The sequence below is a fragment of the Flavobacteriales bacterium genome (assembly GCA_016779935.1).
Taxonomy (GTDB): Bacteria; Bacteroidota; Bacteroidia; order Flavobacteriales; family UBA7312.
Genome location: JADHMQ010000002.1, coordinates 80392 through 101881, shown reverse-complemented (window position 1 = coordinate 101881; position 21490 = coordinate 80392). Strand labels below are relative to the sequence as shown.

Genomic DNA, 21490 nt, shown 5'->3' with positions numbered 1-21490 from the left:
CAAAGTGCTGGTGTTTACACCGGCACTTTTATTTTAAACTATGAAGCAATCATTTTTTCTTTTGTGCTGCCTGCTTTTAAGCTTTAGCCCATTCAGCCAAACCAAGATTAGTGGCACTGTAATTGACAACACTACTAACGAACCTCTTTTTGGTGCTACTATTGCTTTTGACGGCAAAGGAATAATCACCGATTTTGACGGTAAATTCACTATTTTTTCAGACGCCAAATCGTTAGACTTAAGTGCCTCTTATGTTGGCTATGATAAATACACCAAAAGCTTAAAGCTTGAAGGTAAACCAATCTACCTCAACATCTCATTAAACACAATCGTACTAAATGAAGTTCAAGTCGTAGCTGACCTTGCTGTTGACCGAAAAACGCCCGTAGCATTTTCAACAATACCCTTAAAGAAAATAAATGAAGAGTTAGCTTCACAAGATATTCCTATGGTGTTAAATTCTACTCCAGGCGTATATGCCACTCAACAAGGTGGTGGTGACGGTGATGCACGAATTACTATTAGAGGGTTTAATCAACGAAACGTTGCCGTAATGATTGATGGTATACCAGTCAATGATATGGAAAACGGCTGGGTATATTGGTCCAATTGGTTCGGTCTTGATGCTGTTACTCGAAACATCCAAGTACAGAGAGGGTTAGGAGCTTCAAAAATTGCCATTCCTTCTGTTGGAGGAACTATGAATCTATTGACAAAAGGTATTGAAAGTAGAAAAGGTGGAAGTATAAAGCAAGAGGTTGATTCATATGGTAAAATAAGAACATCCTTTGGGTATAACTCTGGAAAATCAGAAAATGGTTGGGGTTTTACTTTTGCTGGTTCATACAAAAGAGGATATGGCTTTGTTGAGGAGACCTTCAGCGAAGGCTTTTTCTATTATGCCAAGCTTCAAAAATCATTAGGCAAACATACGCTTAGCTTATCTGCTTTGGGAGCACCTCAACAACACGGACAACGTTCTTACAAAAGTGATATAGCTACCTATTCAAGAGAATACGCTTCAGACTTAGGAATTAACGACACTTTGTTTGGTGAAATCTATGACAAAGGCATTGGCTACAACAAACACTGGGGGAATTTAAACCGTTGGGAATTGGATAGTAATGGCGACACTATTAATAATATTGAAACTCTAAACACCAAAAAGAATTACTACCACAAACCTCAATTTTCACTAAGAGATTTTTGGGCAGTTAGCGATAAATTTTACATTTCGAACATTGCATATGCCTCAATAGGTAATGGTGGCGGTACCAGTCTTAGCGGGAATTCTGATAACTATGATGAAGATGGGCAATATAATTTTCAAGAAGCATACGACTTTAACCGAAATAATATAGACCCATTATACAGTGATACAGAAAAGTCGTCAAACACTTATCTTCTTAGTTCAATCAACAACCATTATTGGTATGGCGCTCTTTCTACAATGAACTACCAAATGAATGATGAGTTTACTCTTTCTGGGGGCATTGACTTACGCTATTACAAGGGCGAACACTACCGAGAAGTATATGATTTATTAGGTGGCGACTACGTTGTTGATAGCGACAATCAATTACAAACATCTCAAATCAAACGAGTAGGCGATAAAGTTCGCTACAATAACGATGGAATTGTAAAATGGTCAGGCTTATTTTCTCAATTAGAATACAGCAAAGGAAATCTTAGTGCATTTTTGAATATTTCTGGCTCTAATTCTGCCTACAAACGAATTGATCATTTTAAAAAGAAAGACTTAGTGCTAGATGATACCACTTATGTAGAAGCTCTTGGTACTTCTGTACAAACGGAAGTTATTTATGATGAAAATGGCAGTATTATTGGAGCAATAAAAAGCATGGCGGAAGATACCATCATACACAATGGCATAGCCTATACTATGAATTCTGCTGAAGCAAGAATAGCTGAAACATCATGGAAATGGATAAGAGGATATACAATCAAAACTGGAGCAAATTATAATATTGACCTTAATAATAATGTGTTCTTTAACATTGGGTATATTTCGAAAGCTCCAAGATTCAATAATATTTACGATTACTCTAACAACTTGTACCGTGATATAGAAAACGAAATTGTAAAAGCAGTTGAGGGAGGATACTCCTACCGTTCTTCAAAACTATCAGCTAACCTTAATGGCTACTACACCATGTGGGAAAATAAGCCTTCAAATGGCGGTGTAACTATTCTTATTGACGATGAACCTATCAGAGCCAACATTAATGGTATGGATGCCCTACACAAAGGTGTTGAAATGGATTTAGCTTTCAGGTTAAATGATAAACTTACCGTTGAGGGATTAATGTCTCTTGGCGATTGGACATGGCAATCTCAAGACAGCGTTCGTTTCTATGATGATAATAACCAGCCTGTTATAGATGACTTTGGCGATGAAGTAATAGAATCTTTTGACGCAACAGGAGTGCATGTAGGAGATGCCGCTCAAACACAATTTGGGATGAGCCTTCGATACGAGCCTTTAGACCACATCTACTTAAAAGTTAGAGGAACTTATTTTGATGATTATTATTCCGATTTTGACCCTTTGTCTTTAGACGGCGAAAATGCTGGAAGAGAATCCTGGAAAATACCATCCTATTCTCTAGTAGATTTTCACGCAGGCTACACACTAAAACTTAACAAAAAAACAAAAGTAGATTTCAGAATGAGTGTGCTAAATGCTCTAAATGAAGTATACATTTCTGACGCACAAAACAACGACCCATACAATGCAAACTACACCGACTTTGATGCAAAATCTGCTGGTGTATTCTTTGGAATGGGAAGACGAATAAATCTATCAGCTAAACTTACATTTTAAATAACATCTTAATATGAAAAAAATATATCTACTACTTGCTGCTATTATCTGTCAAACAAGCGTATTTGCTCAAATGGATATTGCAACAGCTCGACAACAAGCTGAAAATTCTGAAGTAACTATAAGTGGGGTCGTAACAAATGGCGACGAACTCGGAAGCCCCATTCGCTACATTGAAGATGCAACTGCTGGAATTGCAATCTATGACCCCGAAAACACAGAAGGTGTTAACAGAGGCGATAGCATTACAGTTACTGGTATACTAGTTGACTACAATGGTCTACTTGAAATTCAGCCTGTTAGCAACCTTATAAATCATGGTAGCGGATACAGTATTACACCTCAAACTATTACCCCAAATTCAATTGGAGAGGAGACTGAATCCGAGCTTGTAAGTATTGAAGAAGTTGTATTTGAAAATGCTGGTCAACTGTTTAGCGTTGGGATACACAATTTTAGTGTAGCAGGTCAGAACGGAATGATTTATGTAAAAGCTGATTGTGAGATAGAAAATACTCTAATTCCATCCTGCCCAGTTAAATTAACTGCTATATCATCGCAATATTCATTTACTGGATTTGATGGCTATCAGTTACTAGTAAGAGACGAAAATGATTTTGAATTCAACGGTGGTATTTGTTACAATTCACCATTGACACAAAGTGATATTACTACCACAAGCTTTATTGTAAATTTTACAACTAACAGTGTTGCTGGTTCAGAATTAAGTTACGGACTAACAACAGATCTTGAGCTAGGCACTGTAAATTCTGATAGTGGATATGTTTTTAATCATGCTATTTCTTTAGACAATCTTGAGGCGGGAAGCATATATTATGTTCAGGCGTTATCATATGAGGGCGTCGACAGTGCATATTCCGCTGTATTTGCTTTTGCCACTCAATCAACATCCTCAGGAGAAATAAGATTATGTTTTAATAATCCCGTAGACACAACAGTAGCAACAATTGAAAATGCTCAATTCTCAGGTGTATATACCAACGATAGCATTAAAGCCTACATTGACAAAGCAGATTCTACACTTGATATTGCCGTTTACAACCACTCCGACAACATGATTACTAACGCGATTAATGATGCCTACGGAAGAGGAGTTAGAGTAAGGTATATCACTTGCGAATCAACAACGACAGCTGCTTTAGGAACACTAAATAACAATATTCCATGGATTGAACGTCCTGAAGGAATGGGAATTATGCACAATAAATTTATTGTGATTGATGCTGATGTAGCAGACAGTGCATGGGTGCTTTCTGGCTCAACAAACTGGACTTCTAGTCAGATTTTTGATGACCCTAACCATATCATCATGGTGCAGGACCAGTCCGTAGCTAGAGCTTATGAATTAGAATTCAATGAAATGTGGGGCTCTGATGGCGACGAACCTGACGAAGAAAACGCAAAATTTGGAAGCAATAAAACTAATAACACACCTCATCATTTTATAGTGAACGGCAACGATTTTGAAGTGTATTTTTCTCCTACTGACAATACAACCTTGAACATCTCTAATGCATTAAAATCTGCTGATCATGAAATCGACTTTGCTCTATTAGTTTTTACCAACAATCAACTTGGAACTACCGTTGCTGAAGAACATGAAAGCGGTGTTGAGGTAAATGGGATAATAGAACAGATAAATACGCAGGGTTCAGAATATGAGTTTTTATTAAATGAAGGTGTAAACGTAATTTCACATCAAGGATTTGGTGCTAGCTTTCACCACAAATATTGTATCGTAGATCATGCAAATACAGATTCTGACCCACTGGTCATAACGGGTTCTCACAACTGGTCGGGTACTGCTGAAACTAATAACGATGAAAACACTATGATAATTCATGATGCTAATATTGCTAATCAGTTCTTTCAAGAGTTTAATGAGCGAATGAATGAAATAGAAAATCAAGTAGAACCGTCTTTCAATTGTATTGACGAGGCCTGTATAGACCCCATGGATGGAACAGGAACTTATAACTCTGAAGTTGCCTGTGAATTTGCATGTACATCACCAACATCTATTCAGGATTTCCAAACGTTTGAACATACACTGTATCCTAACCCTAATAATGGTAGTTTCAAATTAGAGTTTTATTCAACTAATTCTTCAACCAAAAACTTTAAAATTATTGACACTCAAGGGCGAACAATAGTCAACGATAAATTGCAAATCTCTGAAGGAGTGAATACTTATAGTTTAGATTACAATTTAAATATTGGGTTCTATTTCTTAGAAATTGACAATAAGAAAATTAAAATTATAGTTCAGTAATTCAAATAAGGAAACGCATTACCGTTTCGAAAAATTGAGTGGGATTTTCAGCATGCAGCCAATGTCCGCTATCTTCAATGTTTTCAATATCTGCATTTGGGAAATGAGTAAATATAAGGTCTTCATCGTGTTCTCCAATGTAGTTTGAGTGTTCACCTTTTAAGAATAAAGTAGGCTTTTCATAACTACTACCCTCAGCTAAAGCTTCCCCAACATTAGCAATATTGGCTGAAATAGAAGACAGATTAAATCTAAAATCTAAAACACCCTTTTCTTTCCAATACATACTCTTCAATAAAAACTGCCTTACATCAGCTTCACCTATGTATGTAGATAACACTTTGTCTGCCTCGGAACGTGACTTTAAAGTGGCAAAATCAAGAGATTGTAAACCCTCAATTATCTTATCATGGTGAATAGGATAAAAGCGTGGACTAATATCAACTACTATTAACTTAGAAATTAATTGCGGCTCTGTTACGGCTATTTTCATAGCCAATTTCCCTCCAAGAGAATGACCAATTAAAATCGCATTTTCTAAATTAGAATCTGATATATACTCTTTAATATCTTCACACATGTGAGAATATGAAAACTCATCTGTGTGCGGAGAACGCCCATGGTTAGGCAAGTCTATTAAATGCACTTCAAAAAAAGCAGCAAATTGCTTGGCTAGTGTTTGCCAATTATCAGACATACCAAACAAGCCGTGGATAATTAGCAAGGGTTGACCTTCTCCTAAAACTCTTGAAAACAACTTCACTTTAGACAGTTTTTATAGCGTTTAATAGTATCCTCCAAGCCTAAATATAGGGCATCCGAAATTAAGGCATGTCCTATGGATACTTCATCCAAATGAGGAATATTAGATGCGAAAAAGGCTAAATTTTCAAGGTTTAAATCATGACCAGCATTGATTCCTAAACCACAATCGTGAGCTAACTTTGCGGCATCAATGAAAGGTGCAATCGCAGACGACTTATCTAACAAAAATTCATTAGCATAACTTTCTGTATATAACTCAATTCTGTCTGTATTAATTTTAGCTGCTCCCTCAATATGCTTTAGTTCAGTATCCACAAAGATAGAGGTCCTAATACCGCAAGACTTTAAGTCAGAAATAATGTCAGCAAGCATACTTTCATATTTTATGGTATCCCAACCGGCATTAGATGTTATGGCATCAGGGGCGTCAGGAACTAAGGTCACTTGATGAGGTTTTACGTCTTTCACTAAATCAAGAAAAGAAGAATTTGGATAACCCTCAACATTGAATTCAGTAGTAACCAATGGTTTTATTTCTCGTACATCAGTATAGGTAATGTGTCTACCATCCGGACGAGGATGAACGGTTATGCCGTCTGCCCCAAACTCCTCACACCGTTGAGCAGCCAATGGCACATTTGGCAGTAGGCCACCGCGAGCATTTCTAATGGTAGCAATTTTATTTATATTAACACTTAACTTTGTCATTGATTAGAAATTTTTAAAGCTCAACAAAGGTAAAAATACTATGTTTGCTATATCAAATGATTTCGAAAAAACTCATATCGAAAGAAATTCAAACTGTTACTCTAGAAATGACTGGAGAGCAAGCCTTGTCAGTTATGCAAGAATTTCGCCTTTCACATTTAGCAGTAGTCGAAGACAATAAATTAATTGGGGTTATTTCAGAAGGGGACATCTGGAATATGTATGATGAAGGGAATAAAATCAACAGTATTTCTGATAAAATTGAATTACTCTGCATGCCCTTAGGAAGAGACGTTTTTGAAATTATTAAATACATGGATGAGCATAAGCTAAGCCTCTTGCCAATTATAGGAGATGGAAAATACTTTGGAGCTATTACTCAGCAATCGGTAATAGAAGCACTAGCATCTATTGTCGCTATCCAAGAAAGTGGCGGTGTTATCATTCTTGAAATGAATAAAAAAGACTACTCTATGAGTGAAATCGCTCAAATTGTAGAGAGTAACAACCTGAAGATTTTGAGTGCTTATGTGACCGATGTTGATGAAAAAAACAATATTAAGCTAACGCTTAAACTTAACAAAATTGATATTGCAGCGGTGATTCAAACATTTGAACGCTACAATTATAATGTAGCTGCTAGTTATAATTATTCTGAAAACACAGATAACCTTTCAGATAGGTTTGATTCATTAATGAGGTATCTCAATCCCTAATGCGTTTATTACTTATCTTTAGTTTATTAATTAGTTCTTTTCTGCTACATGCACAGGAGAAATATTACCTAAATTCAATCGATATTGAGGGTAATAAAACAACTAAAAAATCCACTATCCTTAGAGAGTTATCCTTTCAAATTGGCGATAGCTTAACGCTCGAATCATTTTCAGAAAAACTTGCACAAAGTGAACTGAACATAAGCAGTCAATGGCTATTTAACTTTATAGACTTCATCCCCACTTACAATGAAAACAAGATAGACGTAGTCATAAAAGTAGTAGAACGTTGGTACGTCTGGCCTTATCCCATATTAGAAATATCTGAACGAAACTTCAACGTCTTTTGGGACAGTTTGAAAGCCTCAAATTTCACCGATTACTCTAGATTAAACTATGGAGTATTTCTCAATTGGTATAACTTTAGAGGTCGGAACGAACTTCTTAAAATAAAATTCCGAAAGGGATATAAGGAACATTACCTTTTTGAATATAACATTCCTTACTTTAATACTGCAAAGACAATAGGGGCAATGCTAAATTTTGAACTGTTTAGAATGAAACAGTTTCACTACAAAACCTTAGACAATAAATTGCTTTACACCAATTTAGAAAACGACTATTTAAGAAACTGGAACGCTTCTGTTAGTCTTCAATACAAAAAGAAATTAAATACTGTACATCGATTTAATATTCAACACTCCTTGATAGGAAGTCCACTAGAAGTTTTAAATCTTAACAGCACCTTTTTGCCAGATGGCGATAACCGATTTCAATACTCAAAAGTTGAGTATCACTACGAAAATGAAAAGAGAAATTCCCTAACATATCCCATAAAAGGTTCCTTCTATGAAGTATTGGTTGGATTCTACACTGGTGCATATACAGATTTCACAAACCTGAGTATTATCGCAAAAACAGAACATCATTTTACACTAAAACCTAGAGTCTATTTGGGGAATAGTATTAAAGCGAAGCTCCAGACAAATACAAATTTACCCTATGTGTTAAATGAATCTCTAGGTTTTGAGGACTATCTAAGAGGTTATGAATACTATGTGCTAGATGGTGAGCATTTTGCAATGACAAAAACAGCTTTGAAATACGAGTTGATTCCAAAAACTAATCTACAAATTCCATACTTTAAAATGGAACAATTCAAAAAAGCCTTTTATTCTGTTTACTTCAGTATATTTGCTGATATAGGAGGCGTAATAGACAATCAGTTTTCCGATGAAAATAGTCTTAACAATTCCTTATTAGTAAGTCAAGGTGTGAGTTTAGATATAGTTACATATTACGATAAGTTGATAAGACTAGAATACAGTAGAAACCACCTCAATGAATGGGGCTTATTTATTCATTTTTCAAATCCATTTTAATCATGAGAATAGCATTATTTGGAACTACTTTTAATGAAGCAAAAGCAATATATGTTCAGCATTTGATAAATAAGCTCGAAAAAGAAAACATTGATTTAATTATCGAGACTCAGTTTTCTGAGCTTCTGAGTAACATAAAATTTAAAAAAGAGTATTCTACTTTTGATACTCCGACAGAATTAAAAGAAAATGCAGACATCATACTGAGTATTGGCGGAGATGGCACATTACTTGCATCTATTACCCTTGTAAGAGATTCTGGCATACCCATCTTAGGGATTAATACTGGTACTCTTGGATTTATTTCAAGCGTTTCAACAGATCAAATAGAATACGCTATAAATCACCTTTTGAAAGGAGATTACAACATTAAAAACAGAACATTATTACAGTTGAATAGCGAAAATAATCTGTTTGGCGACACTAACTTTGCACTGAACGAAGTAACTGTTTTGAAGAAAGATACCTCTTCGATGATTCGAGTACACGCCTATCTCGACGATGAATTTATAAATACCTATTGGGCTGATGGCTTAATCATTTCTAGTCCAACAGGATCCACAGGATATTCCCTAAGTTGTGGAGGTCCAATTGTATTACCTGGAACAAATAATTTTATAATTACGCCTATTGCTCCGCATAACCTCAATGTTCGACCAATAATTGTTTCGGATAAATCAAAAATAACGCTGAAAGTATCAGAAAAAGACGAACTAGCACTCGTAGCATTAGACAGCCGCTCAAGAGCCATCGGACCTGGATTAGAACTCACTATTAAAAAAGCACAATACAAGGTTAAATTGATTCAATTTGAAAAACAATCCTTTATCTCAACCATTAGAGAAAAATTAATGTGGGGTAAGGATAAAAGAAACTAATCCTTATTTATCATAAATACCTATATTTGTGCGTTACTCATATATCGTAACACAATTTTAAATGAAAAGACTGTTCATATTAGTAGTTATAGCATTTTCCATCGCATTAAATGCTCAATCCCAATCCATAGACCCCTACTCTGAAGTAGGTCTAATGCTAGGTAGCTCTTACTACTTGGGAGATTTAAATGACCAACATTTTAGGTTAGCCCAACCAGCTAGTGCAATTCAATACAAAACAAATATCAACAGACGTTTCGCCTTAAGAGGAGGTTTATCTATTGGTGAAATCAGAGGAAGTGACAAACTAAACGATATAGATACTTCAAAGTTCAATAGAAATTTACACTTCAAATCTTCTATTTATGAATTGTCAGGAGTTATTGAGTTTAACTTTTTCCCCTACGAAACAGGAAATAAAAGATACCCCTTTACCCCTTACATATTCTCAGGGCTTTCACTATTCAATTTTAACCCACAAGCAAGACAAACTGATACCCAAAACCCCTTTGATAGAGATGGTGATGACTCCAACAATCCATGGCTAGATTTACAGCCGCTAGGAACTGAAGGACAATATTCAACACGATATCCAGAAAAAGACCCCTATCAGCTTATACAGGTAGCCATTCCTGTTGGCGTTGGACTAAAAGCAAGCTTAGGCGAAAACCTCAGTATTGCTTTAGAATACGGAATAAGAAAGGTATTTACAGACTACCTTGATGATGTTGGTGGAATATATGCCGACCCACAATATTTAGCAATGGAAAACATTGATGCCGCCACCCTTTCTGATAGAAGTAATGCACTGCAAGAATTTCTTGCCGCAAACCCAGGCGCTGATATTACAACATGGACTGGAAATACCAATAGACAACGTGCTAACGAAAATGATTGGACAGATTGGTACTATTTTGCTGGCTTAACCATTTCTTACAGAATTTATACTAAACCAAAGGTCTGTCAATACTAATAGATGCCTAACAAGACCGATATTAACAAAGACACTTTACCAAATCATGTTGCCATCATCATGGATGGCAATGGTCGTTGGGCAAAGCAACAATCCAAAATTAGAGTGTTTGGACATAAAGTAGGCGTAACGGCAGTAAGAGATACTGTTGAAGGGGCGGCAGAAATTGGACTAAAATACTTAACGCTATATGCCTTTTCCTCAGAGAACTGGAGTCGTCCAAAATCTGAAATAAATGCACTTATGGAACTCTTGGTAAATACCATTACCAAAGAGACAACAACACTAATGAATAATAATATTCGATTAGTAGCTATCGGTAACTTGGACGATTTACCAAAAAAATGCTTGAATAACCTCAATACAGCTATTGAGAAAACATCTCAAAACAATAAAATGACATTAGTGTTGGCACTAAGCTACAGCTCAAAAAAAGAAATCGTTCATGCAATTCATAAAATTGCTGAAAAAGTTCAGAATGGCGATTTGAGTATTAACGACATAAATGAAGAAAGTGTTAAAAATCACTTATATACACACAATATACCTGACCCAGAACTGTTAATAAGGACTAGTGGAGAACTGAGAATAAGTAATTTTTTAATGTGGCAAATTGCATATTCAGAATTATATTTCACTAAGATTTTGTGGCCCGACTTTAGGCGTGAAAACCTTTATAAAGCCTTGATAGATTTTCAATCTAGAGAAAGACGATTTGGCAAAACAAGTGAACAAATAGAAAAAGAAAATGCTTAAAAAAAGTATCTCTATATTAATTTTTACCCTATTGCTAACTCAGTTGAGTATAGCCCAGATAAACATTTCTAATAGCTCTGCAAGTTTCGATTATTCTGCCCCAAAAGAATACATTCTTGGAGGCATAACCATTGAAGGCACAAAATTTTTAGATCATAAAACACTAATTCAAATATCCAATCTAGAAATAGGCTCTAAAATTGAAGTTCCCGGTGATGCACTTACAAAAGCTAGCCGAATTTTATGGGAACAAGGCTTATTCTCTGATATTCAAATCAAGGTCAACAACACACAAGGCAACACTATATTCCTTACTCTTTATTTAGAAGAACGACCAAGACTATCTAAATTCAAATTTAAAGGAATTAAAAAATCAGAAATTGATGCCATTAGAGAGAAAATTAAGTTAGCAAGAGGTAAAATCATTACCAAAAATGTGATAATCAACACCAAGAATATTGTCTCGGATTATTACAAAGAAAAAGGGTTTTTAAACGTTACCACAGAAATCAATGAAATTGAAGATACGATTACTAAAAATCATGTTATACTTGTTCTAGATATTGAAAAAGGAGATAAAGTAAAAATTGGAAGTATTGAGTTCGCAGGAAACGAAGTGTTTACTGAAAAACGTCTTAAGCGATTGATGAAAGATACTAAAGAAAAGAAGTTTTATAGACTATTTAAATCTTCTAAATACTTAGAAGAAGCCTTCAAGAATGACAAGCAACTTATCATTGAAAAATACAACGAAAAAGGCTTAAGAGATGCCAAGATAAACAACGATAGCATAACCTTTGATCCAGAAGAAAATTTACTTAATGTAAAACTTGATATAACTGAAGGTAAGACCTACTACTTTGGCGACATCAATTTTGTTGGAAATACAAAATACACCAATGAAGAACTTGCTGAAATCGTAGCCATAGAAAAAGGTGATATTTTTGACCAAAGCGTACTAGAAAGTAGAGTGTTAGGAAGTCCTGATAGTAAAGACATACACTCTATTTACCTAGATAATGGATACCTTTTTTCACAAGTAACACCAGTAGAAACAGAAATTAGAAACGACACCATTGATATTGAAGTCCGAATTTATGAAGGCTTGCAAGCACGTGTAAACAGAGTATCTGTAAGTGGCAACTCTAAAACTAATGACCATGTTATAATGCGAGAAATTCGCACAAAACCAGGTGATTTATTTAGCCGTTCAGATATCATGCGGTCTCAAAGAGAAATTGCTACCTTGAACTATTTCAACCCAGAAAAATTAAATATTGATGTTCAACCTAATCAAGAGGATGGCACAGTTGATCTTACCTATATCGTAGAAGAAAAATCGTCAGATCAAATTGAACTACAAGGTGGTTATGGTGCAGATAGAGTTATAGGAACATTTAGAGTATCCTTTAACAACTTTTCTGCAAAAAACATTTTCAACAAAGAGGCTTGGCTGCCACTTCCATCAGGTGATGGACAACGATTCAGCATCTCTGCAACCTCAAACGGTAGGTTATTCCAATCGTATAATGTTTCCTTTACGGAACCGTGGCTAGGAGGTAAAAAACCTAACTCACTAACAGCAGGAGCTTACCATTCAATCACTTCAAACGGCATAGATAGTGATGAGGATAATAGCGGCGCATTTAAAGTAACAGGGCTTTCCTTAGGTTTAGGCAAACGATTAAAGTGGCCTGATGACTTTTTCACTCTGTACCAAAACATAAGTTTAAAGAAATACTTAGTTGACAATTACAACTTCGGAAACTTTGTGGATGGTACATATTACAATATGTCTTACTCATTTGTACTAGGAAGAAATTCCGTTGATCAACCTACTTTTCCAAGAAGAGGATCAAATATGAAACTATCCGTTCAAATGACACCTCCTTATTCGCTATTTGATGCAGAAGAAAGCAGTACAGATCCACTTGATGCAAGTCAGTGGGTAGAATATCACAAATGGAATATTGGTGCGAATTGGTTTACTGCTCTAGCAGATAAGTTAGTATTAAAAACTAACTTAGAATACGGACTTATTGGCAAGTATAATAGTGATGAATCATTATCCCAATTTGAACGATTTTATGTTGGTGGTGATGGCCTTAGCGGTTATGCCGTTGACGGAAGAGAAGTAATTGCTCTGAGAGGATATGAAAACAATTCACTATCCCCAACAAATGGTGCAACCATTTACAACAAATATACTTTGGAGCTTAGATATGCGTTATCATTGAATCCACAGTCACCTATATTTGCTTTAGCATTTTTAGAAGCTGGTAACACATGGAACAATTCAAACACCTTTAATCCGTTTGATATAAAGCGTTCCGCAGGAGTTGGGATTAGAATGATGATTCCAATGATGGGTATAATGGGAGTAGATTGGGGATATGGATTTGATGAAGTAATAGGCTCACCATCTGCAAATGGTAGTCAATTTCACTTTTCAATTAATCAACAATTTTAATATTTTAGCACACTACTATGAAACAGTTAATTTTAATAGCACTTCTTTGTTTTGCCTCTGCTAGTCAAGCACAAAAGTTTGTCTATGTTGATTCAGATTATATTCTTGAAAGAATACCTGAATATGCTTCTGCTGAAGATCAATTAGAAAAACTATCTGTCAATTGGCAATCTGAAATTGAAGAAGTATATCAGCAAATTGATGTGCTATATAAAAAGTATCAAGCAGATAAAATACTACTCACTCAAGAAATGAAAAACAAAAGAGAGAGTGAAATCATAAATAAAGAAAAGGACGCTAAAGAATTACAAAGAAAACGCTTTGGCCCTGAAGGAGATTTATACAAAAAAAGAACGGAACTTGTAAAGCCTATACAAGATAAAGTATACAACGCTATACAAGATTTCTCAAACGAAAAAAGATATGATATTATCTTTGATAAGTCAAGCAATCTGATAATGCTATTTAGTAATCCGGACCTTGATAAAAGTGATGACATCCTAAAAATGTTAGGATATAAATAATAATTAAAACTCTAAAAAAATGAAAAAAGTACTGTTAACCCTTATAGTTTGTGTAGGATTTATACTATCTGCACAAGCTCAAAAATTTGGCTACCTAAACTCTAATGAGCTTCTATCTATGATGCCAGAAAGCATTGAAATGCAAGAAGAATTACAAACGTATGCTAAAGGACTAGAATCTCAATTATCTGCTATGCAAGCAGAATATGAAAAAAAGGTCGTTGAGTATCAGCAAAACGAAACAAGCTATACTGATGTGATTAAAGAGGATAAAATCCGTGAAATTGAAAGCATTCAACAACGTGTAGTTGAGTTCCAAAAAAATGCTCAACAGTCTTTGAGTGAAAAAGAAGCTGAACTATTTACTCCGATAAGAGATAGAGCAATGAAAGCTATTGACGATGTGGCAAAAGATGGAAATTACACCTTTATCTTTGACTCTGGATCAGGAAGCTTTTTATATGCTGCTGAAAGTGAAAATGTACTTTCGCTCGTAAAGTCAAAATTAGGACTATAATAAAATAACATACACTCTTAAAGCAGTTTGGATTCATTCAAACTGTTTTTTTGTGCTATCATAGAAAGGTGAAAAAAGATAACCCAATAGGCATTTTTGATTCTGGTATTGGTGGGCTAACTGTAGCTAAGGCTATTCGCAAACTCTTACCTAATGAAAGTTTACTCTATTTTGGTGATACCAAACATCTGCCCTATGGAGAAAAGTCAGAAGAGTCAGTAAAAGAATTTTCACATAATATTTCAACCTTTCTAAAGAATAAAAGCTGTAAAATGATTGTTATTGCTTGCAATACTGCCTCATCTTTGGCTCACGAAACAGTTATTAAAGCATGCCCTAATATTGAAGTGGTAAACGTCATAGATCCTGTTGTGGATAGAATTACATCTTCAAATCGCTTATCTAAAATTGGTATTATTGGGACAAAAGGCACTATTAATTCTGGTATTTACCCACAAAAAATTAGTGCTAAAAACAAGAATGCAAATGTTAAGTCCTTAGCCACTCCACTGCTTGCCGCTATGATAGAGGAAGGCTTTATAAAAGGTAAAATTAGCGAAGCTATTATTCATAATTACTTGAATCAAAAAGAGCTAAATAGCATTGACCTTTTAATTTTAGCTTGTACTCACTACCCCTTGATACAAAACTTAATTGAGAATTTTTATAACAACAAAGTCGAAATTATTGACTCTGCATCTGAAGTTGCAAAACACATCAAGACCATTTTAGAAGAGAAAAGTCTGTTGAGCAATGAAAAAGCAGAGCATCACTTTTTTGTGTCTGACTATACCCATTCTTTCGATCAATCGGCAAAATTCTTTTTTGGAGAAGACATTCGACTAGAAGAAGTCAAACTTAAACCGTAAACCAAGAGGAATACATCACATAATTATCAGCAATACCTTCGATTAGCACTGCTGTTTGTTCTTGACTAAGCTCCTTCACTTTCTTTGCTGGTACTCCAGCGTATATACATCCACTTTCTACAGTAGTGCCCTCTAAAACTACTGCTCCTGCAGCTATTATAGAGTTGCTATGAACCGTTACTCCGTCCATAACAATAGCACCCATTCCTATCAATACATTGTCCATTACTTTACAGCCGTGCACCAAAGCATTATGTCCGATGGATACATTATTACCTATTTCGGTAGGGTGTTTTTTATAAGTACAGTGAATAACAGCTCCATCTTGTATATTTACCTTATCGCCAATACGAATGTAATGAACATCACCTCTAACAACAGCATTAAACCAAACACTGCATTTACTACCCATAACTATATCGCCAATAAGGGTAGCATTTTCAGCTAAATACACATCTTTGCCCACTTCAGGACTTATACCATTTACGCTCTTTATTAATGCCATGGATTTTATTTTCAAAGATAAAAGAATGCCTTAACTTTGCATAAAAACAATAAATGACCAAAACACCCACTTCACTATACGCTGAATCAACGCCAAACCCGTTAGTAATAAAATTTGTTGCTAACAGAATTTTAGTTGACCAAAACATATACGAGTTCAACAATAGAGCAGAAGCAAGCAGTTCACCCCTTGCACTAGAGCTCTTCGGATTTCCATTTGTTGACAAAGTATTTTTAAGCAATAATTTTATATCTATTACCAAAAAAGATAATGGCATTGAATGGAATGATATTATTGTAGAGATGCGAGAATTTATGCGTGACTACCTAGTAGATGGTGGCACCGTGATTAACGAGAATGCCTCTCCTAAAAAGAGTAAGACTGTTACTCATAAAGAAGAATTGGTCAGAGAATTTTCTGATATAGAGAAAAAAATTGCTGACTTATTAGATGAATATGTAAGACCAGCAGTAGAGCAAGACGGTGGTTTTATTTCGCTGAAAAAGTTCGAAAAAGGAATTGTAACCGTTTCATTACAAGGGGCATGTAGTGGCTGCCCATCCTCTACAATTACCCTAAAATCTGGAATAGAAGGCATGTTGAAAAGAGAAATGCCAGAAGAAATTGTTGAAGTTGTAGCCGATAATGATTAAAAAACTCCTCATAAGTTTTTGTGTTCTGCCATTCTTAATGCAGGCACAAAATACTATCGATGAGTTTACCTTCGGCTTACAATTTAAACCTATAATACCTGCTGCCTATTTCAATGCAGGCGATGAATCTGCCAATTGGCAAGACGGTTACAGTTCTGAACTATTACCTCGATTTGGACAATCTTTAGGCATGGTCGTAAGGTATAATTTCAGTAATACTTTTTCCTTAGAAAGTGGGCTAAACCTTGTAAATAGACGCTATAATTTTACTCTAAGAAACAGCTCCATTAGTCTAGACGATTATACTAAGTTCACTTTACGTTCCTACGAATTTCCTATACAGTTATTGTCTTATGTTCGAATAGCAAAGCAATACTATCTAAATGCATCTTTCGGAAATTCTTATAACGTTTTCCCTTCAGATATTATCAGCTTTGGCGAAAATAATCCATTCTACTTTTTGAGCACTTCACGACGAAAAAAGATGCAAACAGCATTTATTGCAAACTTAGGTGTTGAGTGCCGAACAGAAAAAAAAGGCATGTTCTATTTTGGTGCTAGTTTCCATAGGCCATGGAACAACACAGCCCGTTCATTTCCAGAATATGACGATGGCACAAACGCTTTTAACACCGAAGCACCATCGGCTGAAGATTCTAAACACCTTAATATTTCTGGGAACTACTTCACTTTAGATATTCGTTACTTTTTCTCTAGCAAATAAAATTTTTTTGGCTTTAAACTTGTAAGTTGGGAAATTTTAAAGCCTTAAAAATATTCATATTTATATGAATTTTTTGTATCTTTATGAGCAAGTTCATTAACCAAAATTTAGTATGTTTAACCTTAACACTTTCAGTGCTTTTGTGGTGGTAGTTATGTGTTCATTTTCTTCTTTGGCACAACCACTTACCAATGGAATGGGGATTATTACCCATTGGAGTGGTGCTGCTGGTACTTATGATTCTTTCACCATTTATGATACTGAGAATAATGCTTCTGCTCCTTTAGGGCTGAATTGGGCAACAACTTTTCATACCCCTGCTGACCCCGCTGCTGCTGACTCGTGGAAAGGCACCAATATGGGCGATGTATTTGGTATTACTATAGACGCTGAGAAAAATGTATACTTCACAGCCACAAAAGCAATTTCATCTGGCGGTTCTTCCTCTACTTCTGCAGGCTCTGCAGGCGATGGAGGGGTCTATAAAATGGACGCAAACACTTGGGTAGTTACTCCCTTTATATTTACTGGAAATGGCGCGAATGAAATTCCCAACCAAGGGAATGGATTAGGAAATATTGCTTATGACAAATGGAACAATCAATTGTTCATTACGAATTTTGAAGATGGTAACATTTACCGCTTTGATATGGATGGCAATTTACTTTCTACTTTCGACCCATTCGATGCAGATAACACCCCTCTCGGCACCTTTAGTGGGCATGGCGAAGCTCTTTGGGGAATTGCTGTACATGAAGAAAATGGCACTACTAAAGTGTTCTTTTCTAGATGGACTGAAGACAATTCTTTAAATGATGCTAGTTCACCTAATAATTCCGTTTGGTCTGTAAGTTTGGACAATACAGGTGATTTTAGTGGTAGCGAATCTTTATGTTTCGAATTAGAAGATAATATGGGGTCTTTTGTATCTACAGTAGTTGGCGCATCCTACCCTATTTCAGATATTACGATGAGTTCTGATGGCAAAATGTACGTCTGTGAAAAAGTACAAGGCGGGTGGGGAGCTTTTGGCGGGTGGAACGATTTATTTACGCCTGGAGCACACAGCTCTCGACTGTTTGAATACGTCAATAACTCTGGCACATGGAATATGTCAAAACAATACTATGTTGGCAATTACAATTACCCTTCCGATGCCGACAATACAGCAGGTGGTGTCGCCTTAGGAAATAGACAAACTTCCAGTGGTTTTGATTGCGAAAAAATTATTTGGGCTTCAGGTGATGCTTTGCGTTTTTCAGGATATAACAATATTGCAGGACAAGATTATATTTATGGACTTACAGGTATTCCGGTAGAAGGAAACTCCATGGACCCCTCGAGTACTGACTACGTTCAAGAGAGCAGTATATACATCGACATTGATTACACAGGAACGGGGAGCAATGGAAGTCAAAAAATGTCTTATGGTGATATTGAGATATATACCGATGCTGTAAATGAACCTACTTTTACCATTACCAATCCAACCACCATTTGCCCTGGCGAATCTATCGCTTTAAATGTAAGTGGTGGACTAAACTACGAATGGTCACCGGCAAGCACTTTGGATAACCCTTCATCGGATAGTCCTATTGCTACACCTACTGAAAACACTACATACACCGTTATGGGTGATGGAAGTTGTGGCAGTAGAGATACCGTTAGCGTTACCATTAGTATAGATGATTTTAATTTTTCATTAGGACCAGATGTTGATTTTTGTGAAGGCATGAACGATGTTGTTTTAGATGCTGGTGGTCTAGCCACTGCTTATTTGTGGAATACTAATGAGACCACACAAAGCATCTCTGTTGATAGCGAAGGAGTGTATAGTGTAAGTGTGGTTAGTCCAGATGGCTGTAACTTTACAGATGAAATAAATGTAGAAAGTAAGTTTTTACCAATCGTCAGTTTTAGCACACCAAATGATTCCTCTTGCCCCCCTGCTAGCTTTCAACTGAACGATGCCAGTACACCCCAAAGCGATGACCCAATAGTAGCTTGGGAATGGACGGTAAATGGGCAAACGTCTAATGGAATATCTTCGAATGTGAACCTGCCCAATACTGGACGCTATAGTGTTACACTTGAAGTGACTACTCAACTAGGTTGTAGTACTAGCCTTAGCTTATCCAATTACCTTAATGTGTTGGATGTGCCAAGTCCTAACTTTATGACCGAACCTGATGAGATAGGGCATTGTGATAAAAGCATTCAAATCATTAATTTTTCTACAGATTACGATTCTTTAGTGTGGGACTTTGGCAATGGCTTTGTCAGTTCGGCAGATACCGTAACGAGCTATACCTATGATGAAGTGGGTCAATACCAAATTAATCTAAAACTCATTAATGAGTTTGGTTGCGAAAACTCATTTAACAGAGAAATAAAACCGACGAGCAGTATCCCTTTTTATGCTCCCAACGCCTTTACCCCAGATGGTGACCAACTGAATGAAGAATTTGTTCCGTATATGGGTTGTACCGATTCATTTGAATTTTGGATTATGGACAGATGGGGTGAAGTTATTTTTTACTCCAATGATGTAAATGTTGGCTGGAACGGTACCTTTAAAGGAAAACTTTGCCCAGTAGGTGTATACTCATGGAAGGCAAAATACAATGGTGCAAAACACAACCAAGTAAAACTCGGTGACGTGCATCTTATGCATTAAAAAATATTTTTTAATACTAAAAGCCAGCTAAACACTGGCTTTTTGAATTTATAGTCCTAAAGACTTCTTAGCGTCTCCGCCAAGTAAATGAGTCGTTGGGTCTTCCAAGCATTCTTTTACTCTTACCAAGAAGCCAACCGATTCTCTACCGTCAATAATGCGGTGGTCATAGGAAAGTGCCACATACATTATGGGCCTAATCTCTACTTTACCGTTCACAGCCATAGGGCGTTCTACAATATTGTGCATCCCTAAAATCGCCGATTGTGGGGGGTTAATGATAGGTGTTGAAAGCATAGAGCCAAACACTCCACCATTGGTAATGGTAAAGGTGCCGCCAAGCATTTCGTCTGGCGTAATTTTTCCATCTCTTGCTCTAATAGCTAATCGCTTTACTTCGCTTTCAACCTCTTTAAAGTTCATAAGCTCTGCATTACGAATAACAGGCACCATCAAACCTTTTGGGGCACTTACTGCAATACTGATGTCAGCATAGTTGTGGTAAATGACTTCCTTACCATCAATCTGAGCATTTACATCTGGGAATTCCTTAAGTGCAGTAGTAATGGCCTTTGTGAAGAAAGACATAAAACCTAAACCTACACCGTATTTTTCTTTAAAAATCTCTTTGTATTCTTTACGAATAGCAAAAATAGCCGACATATCTACCTCATTGAAAGTAGTTAGCATAGCAGTATCGTTCTTTACAGATACCAAACGCTGAGCCACTTTTCGTCTTAGCATTGACATTTTTTTACGCTCAGTGCCACGTGGACCGTCGGTCTTTACAGATGCCATAGCTTCTATAACATCTTCTTTTAAAATCTTACCGCCTTCACCAGTGCCTTTAACGTCTTTTGCGGACAAATCGTTCTGAGAAATGATAGCCTTTGCGAGTGGTGTGGCTTTGGCATCCACAGGTTTAGTAGCCTGCACCGGAGCTGAAACTGGACTTGCTTCTTTAGTTGTTGCGCTTGGCTTGGCTTCGCCAACGCCATCCGTATCAATGATACATACGACTTGACCTACAGCCACCGTATCGCCTTCTTCAGCCACCAATTTTATAGTACCGCTTTCTTCAGCTGGTAAGGCTAAAGTAGCTTTGTCTGAATCTACCTCAGCAATTTCTTGATCCTTTTCTACATAGTCACCGTCCTCTACCAACCATTGAGCAATTTCAACTTCGGAGATGGATTCTCCCGGACTAGGAACTTTCATTTCTAATAGCATAATAT

The 21490-nt window shown here is 36.2% G+C and carries 18 protein-coding genes; 14 read left to right on the top strand and 4 right to left on the bottom strand.

Annotated elements, in window-relative coordinates; all coding sequences use genetic code 11:
• Positions 1 to 40 precede the first annotated feature (40 nt).
• Positions 41 to 2845: a TonB-dependent receptor gene (locus tag ISP73_02290; GenBank protein MBL6657414.1), complete on the top strand. Its 2805-nt coding sequence runs from the start codon at positions 41 to 43 to the stop codon at positions 2843 to 2845.
• Between the two features lie 13 nt (positions 2846 to 2858).
• Positions 2859 to 5138, top strand: a complete 2280-nt coding sequence (locus ISP73_02285; protein ID MBL6657413.1) for a T9SS type A sorting domain-containing protein — start codon at positions 2859 to 2861, stop codon at positions 5136 to 5138.
• A gap of 1 nt (position 5139) precedes the next feature.
• Here the strand turns inward: ISP73_02285 and ISP73_02280 are convergent, their stop codons facing one another.
• Together ISP73_02280 and ISP73_02275 are read right to left on the bottom strand one after the other, a co-directional pair.
• Positions 5140 to 5901, bottom strand: a complete 762-nt coding sequence (locus tag ISP73_02280) for an alpha/beta fold hydrolase (GenBank protein MBL6657412.1) — start codon at positions 5899 to 5901, stop codon at positions 5140 to 5142.
• On the bottom strand, positions 5898 to 6611 hold the full coding sequence (locus ISP73_02275) for a pyridoxine 5'-phosphate synthase (protein ID MBL6657411.1): 714 nt from the start codon (positions 6609 to 6611) through the stop codon (positions 5898 to 5900). The genes ISP73_02280 and ISP73_02275 overlap by 4 nt, the downstream gene beginning before the upstream one ends.
• A gap of 56 nt (positions 6612 to 6667) precedes the next feature.
• Between ISP73_02275 and ISP73_02270 the strand changes: the two genes are divergently transcribed.
• From ISP73_02270 to ISP73_02230, 9 genes are all read left to right on the top strand, one after another.
• Positions 6668 to 7327, top strand: coding sequence for a CBS domain-containing protein (locus ISP73_02270; GenBank protein MBL6657410.1), 660 nt, complete (start codon positions 6668 to 6670; stop codon positions 7325 to 7327).
• Complete coding sequence (locus ISP73_02265) at positions 7327 to 8709, top strand: hypothetical protein (protein MBL6657409.1); 1383 nt, start codon at positions 7327 to 7329, stop codon at positions 8707 to 8709. The genes ISP73_02270 and ISP73_02265 overlap by 1 nt, the downstream gene beginning before the upstream one ends.
• A gap of 2 nt (positions 8710 to 8711) precedes the next feature.
• On the top strand, positions 8712 to 9587 hold the full coding sequence (locus ISP73_02260; GenBank protein MBL6657408.1) for an NAD kinase: 876 nt from the start codon (positions 8712 to 8714) through the stop codon (positions 9585 to 9587).
• Positions 9588 to 9648: 61 nt separating this feature from the next.
• The gene (locus ISP73_02255; GenBank protein MBL6657407.1) at positions 9649 to 10560 is read left to right on the top strand and encodes a hypothetical protein; all 912 of its coding nucleotides are present in this window, start codon (positions 9649 to 9651) and stop codon (positions 10558 to 10560) included.
• Positions 10561 to 10563: 3 nt separating this feature from the next.
• Entirely contained in the window at positions 10564 to 11316 is a 753-nt protein-coding gene (locus ISP73_02250) for an isoprenyl transferase (protein ID MBL6657406.1), read from the top strand.
• The gene (gene bamA / locus ISP73_02245) at positions 11309 to 13786 is read left to right on the top strand and encodes an outer membrane protein assembly factor BamA (protein ID MBL6657405.1); all 2478 of its coding nucleotides are present in this window, start codon (positions 11309 to 11311) and stop codon (positions 13784 to 13786) included. The genes ISP73_02250 and bamA overlap by 8 nt, the downstream gene beginning before the upstream one ends.
• Before the next feature lie 17 nt (positions 13787 to 13803).
• Positions 13804 to 14310: an OmpH family outer membrane protein gene (locus ISP73_02240; GenBank protein ID MBL6657404.1), complete on the top strand. Its 507-nt coding sequence runs from the start codon at positions 13804 to 13806 to the stop codon at positions 14308 to 14310.
• A 19-nt stretch (positions 14311 to 14329) separates the two neighbouring features.
• Complete coding sequence (locus ISP73_02235) at positions 14330 to 14827, top strand: OmpH family outer membrane protein (protein ID MBL6657403.1); 498 nt, start codon at positions 14330 to 14332, stop codon at positions 14825 to 14827.
• A gap of 68 nt (positions 14828 to 14895) precedes the next feature.
• On the top strand, positions 14896 to 15696 hold the full coding sequence (locus ISP73_02230; GenBank protein MBL6657402.1) for a glutamate racemase: 801 nt from the start codon (positions 14896 to 14898) through the stop codon (positions 15694 to 15696).
• Here ISP73_02230 and ISP73_02225 read toward each other — a convergent pair.
• Positions 15686 to 16201, bottom strand: a complete 516-nt coding sequence (locus ISP73_02225) for a gamma carbonic anhydrase family protein (protein MBL6657401.1) — start codon at positions 16199 to 16201, stop codon at positions 15686 to 15688. The genes ISP73_02230 and ISP73_02225 overlap by 11 nt on opposite strands.
• 53 nt (positions 16202 to 16254) lie before the next feature.
• Between ISP73_02225 and ISP73_02220 the strand changes: the two genes are divergently transcribed.
• The 3 genes from ISP73_02220 to ISP73_02210 all read left to right on the top strand — a co-directional run bounded on the left by ISP73_02220 (position 16255) and on the right by ISP73_02210 (position 20255).
• Positions 16255 to 16854: a NifU family protein gene (locus ISP73_02220; GenBank protein ID MBL6657400.1), complete on the top strand. Its 600-nt coding sequence runs from the start codon at positions 16255 to 16257 to the stop codon at positions 16852 to 16854.
• A 37-nt stretch (positions 16855 to 16891) separates the two neighbouring features.
• Positions 16892 to 17578: an outer membrane beta-barrel protein gene (locus ISP73_02215; protein MBL6657399.1), complete on the top strand. Its 687-nt coding sequence runs from the start codon at positions 16892 to 16894 to the stop codon at positions 17576 to 17578.
• Between the two features lie 112 nt (positions 17579 to 17690).
• Positions 17691 to 20255 (top strand): gliding motility-associated C-terminal domain-containing protein, encoded by a 2565-nt coding sequence (locus ISP73_02210; GenBank protein ID MBL6657398.1) that lies wholly within the window; start codon positions 17691 to 17693, stop codon positions 20253 to 20255.
• Positions 20256 to 20303: 48 nt separating this feature from the next.
• Here the strand turns inward: ISP73_02210 and odhB are convergent, their stop codons facing one another.
• A complete protein-coding gene (gene odhB, locus ISP73_02205) occupies positions 20304 to 21485 on the bottom strand; it encodes a 2-oxoglutarate dehydrogenase complex dihydrolipoyllysine-residue succinyltransferase (GenBank protein MBL6657397.1) in 1182 nt (393 codons plus the stop codon).
• Between the last annotated feature and the right edge of the window lie 5 nt (positions 21486 to 21490).

Bases quoted from the DNA above. Each gene is read 5' to 3' on its own strand.
- ISP73_02290 (MBL6657414.1), top strand. From the start codon at position 41: ATGAAGCAATCATTTTTTCTTTTGTGCTGCCTGCTTTTAAGCTTTAGC.
- ISP73_02285 (MBL6657413.1), top strand. From the start codon at position 2,859: ATGAAAAAAATATATCTACTACTTGCTGCTATTATCTGTCAAACAAGC.
- ISP73_02275 (MBL6657411.1), bottom strand. From the start codon at position 6,611: ATGACAAAGTTAAGTGTTAATATAAATAAAATTGCTACCATTAGAAAT.
- ISP73_02270 (MBL6657410.1), top strand. From the start codon at position 6,668: ATGATTTCGAAAAAACTCATATCGAAAGAAATTCAAACTGTTACTCTA.
- ISP73_02265 (MBL6657409.1), top strand. From the start codon at position 7,327: ATGCGTTTATTACTTATCTTTAGTTTATTAATTAGTTCTTTTCTGCTA.
- ISP73_02260 (MBL6657408.1), top strand. From the start codon at position 8,712: ATGAGAATAGCATTATTTGGAACTACTTTTAATGAAGCAAAAGCAATA.
- ISP73_02255 (MBL6657407.1), top strand. From the start codon at position 9,649: ATGAAAAGACTGTTCATATTAGTAGTTATAGCATTTTCCATCGCATTA.
- ISP73_02250 (MBL6657406.1), top strand. From the start codon at position 10,564: ATGCCTAACAAGACCGATATTAACAAAGACACTTTACCAAATCATGTT.
- bamA (MBL6657405.1), top strand. From the start codon at position 11,309: ATGCTTAAAAAAAGTATCTCTATATTAATTTTTACCCTATTGCTAACT.
- ISP73_02240 (MBL6657404.1), top strand. From the start codon at position 13,804: ATGAAACAGTTAATTTTAATAGCACTTCTTTGTTTTGCCTCTGCTAGT.
- ISP73_02235 (MBL6657403.1), top strand. From the start codon at position 14,330: ATGAAAAAAGTACTGTTAACCCTTATAGTTTGTGTAGGATTTATACTA.
- ISP73_02225 (MBL6657401.1), bottom strand. From the start codon at position 16,201: ATGGCATTAATAAAGAGCGTAAATGGTATAAGTCCTGAAGTGGGCAAA.
- ISP73_02220 (MBL6657400.1), top strand. From the start codon at position 16,255: ATGACCAAAACACCCACTTCACTATACGCTGAATCAACGCCAAACCCG.
- ISP73_02215 (MBL6657399.1), top strand. From the start codon at position 16,892: ATGCAGGCACAAAATACTATCGATGAGTTTACCTTCGGCTTACAATTT.
- ISP73_02210 (MBL6657398.1), top strand. From the start codon at position 17,691: ATGTTTAACCTTAACACTTTCAGTGCTTTTGTGGTGGTAGTTATGTGT.
- odhB (MBL6657397.1), bottom strand. From the start codon at position 21,485: ATGCTATTAGAAATGAAAGTTCCTAGTCCGGGAGAATCCATCTCCGAA.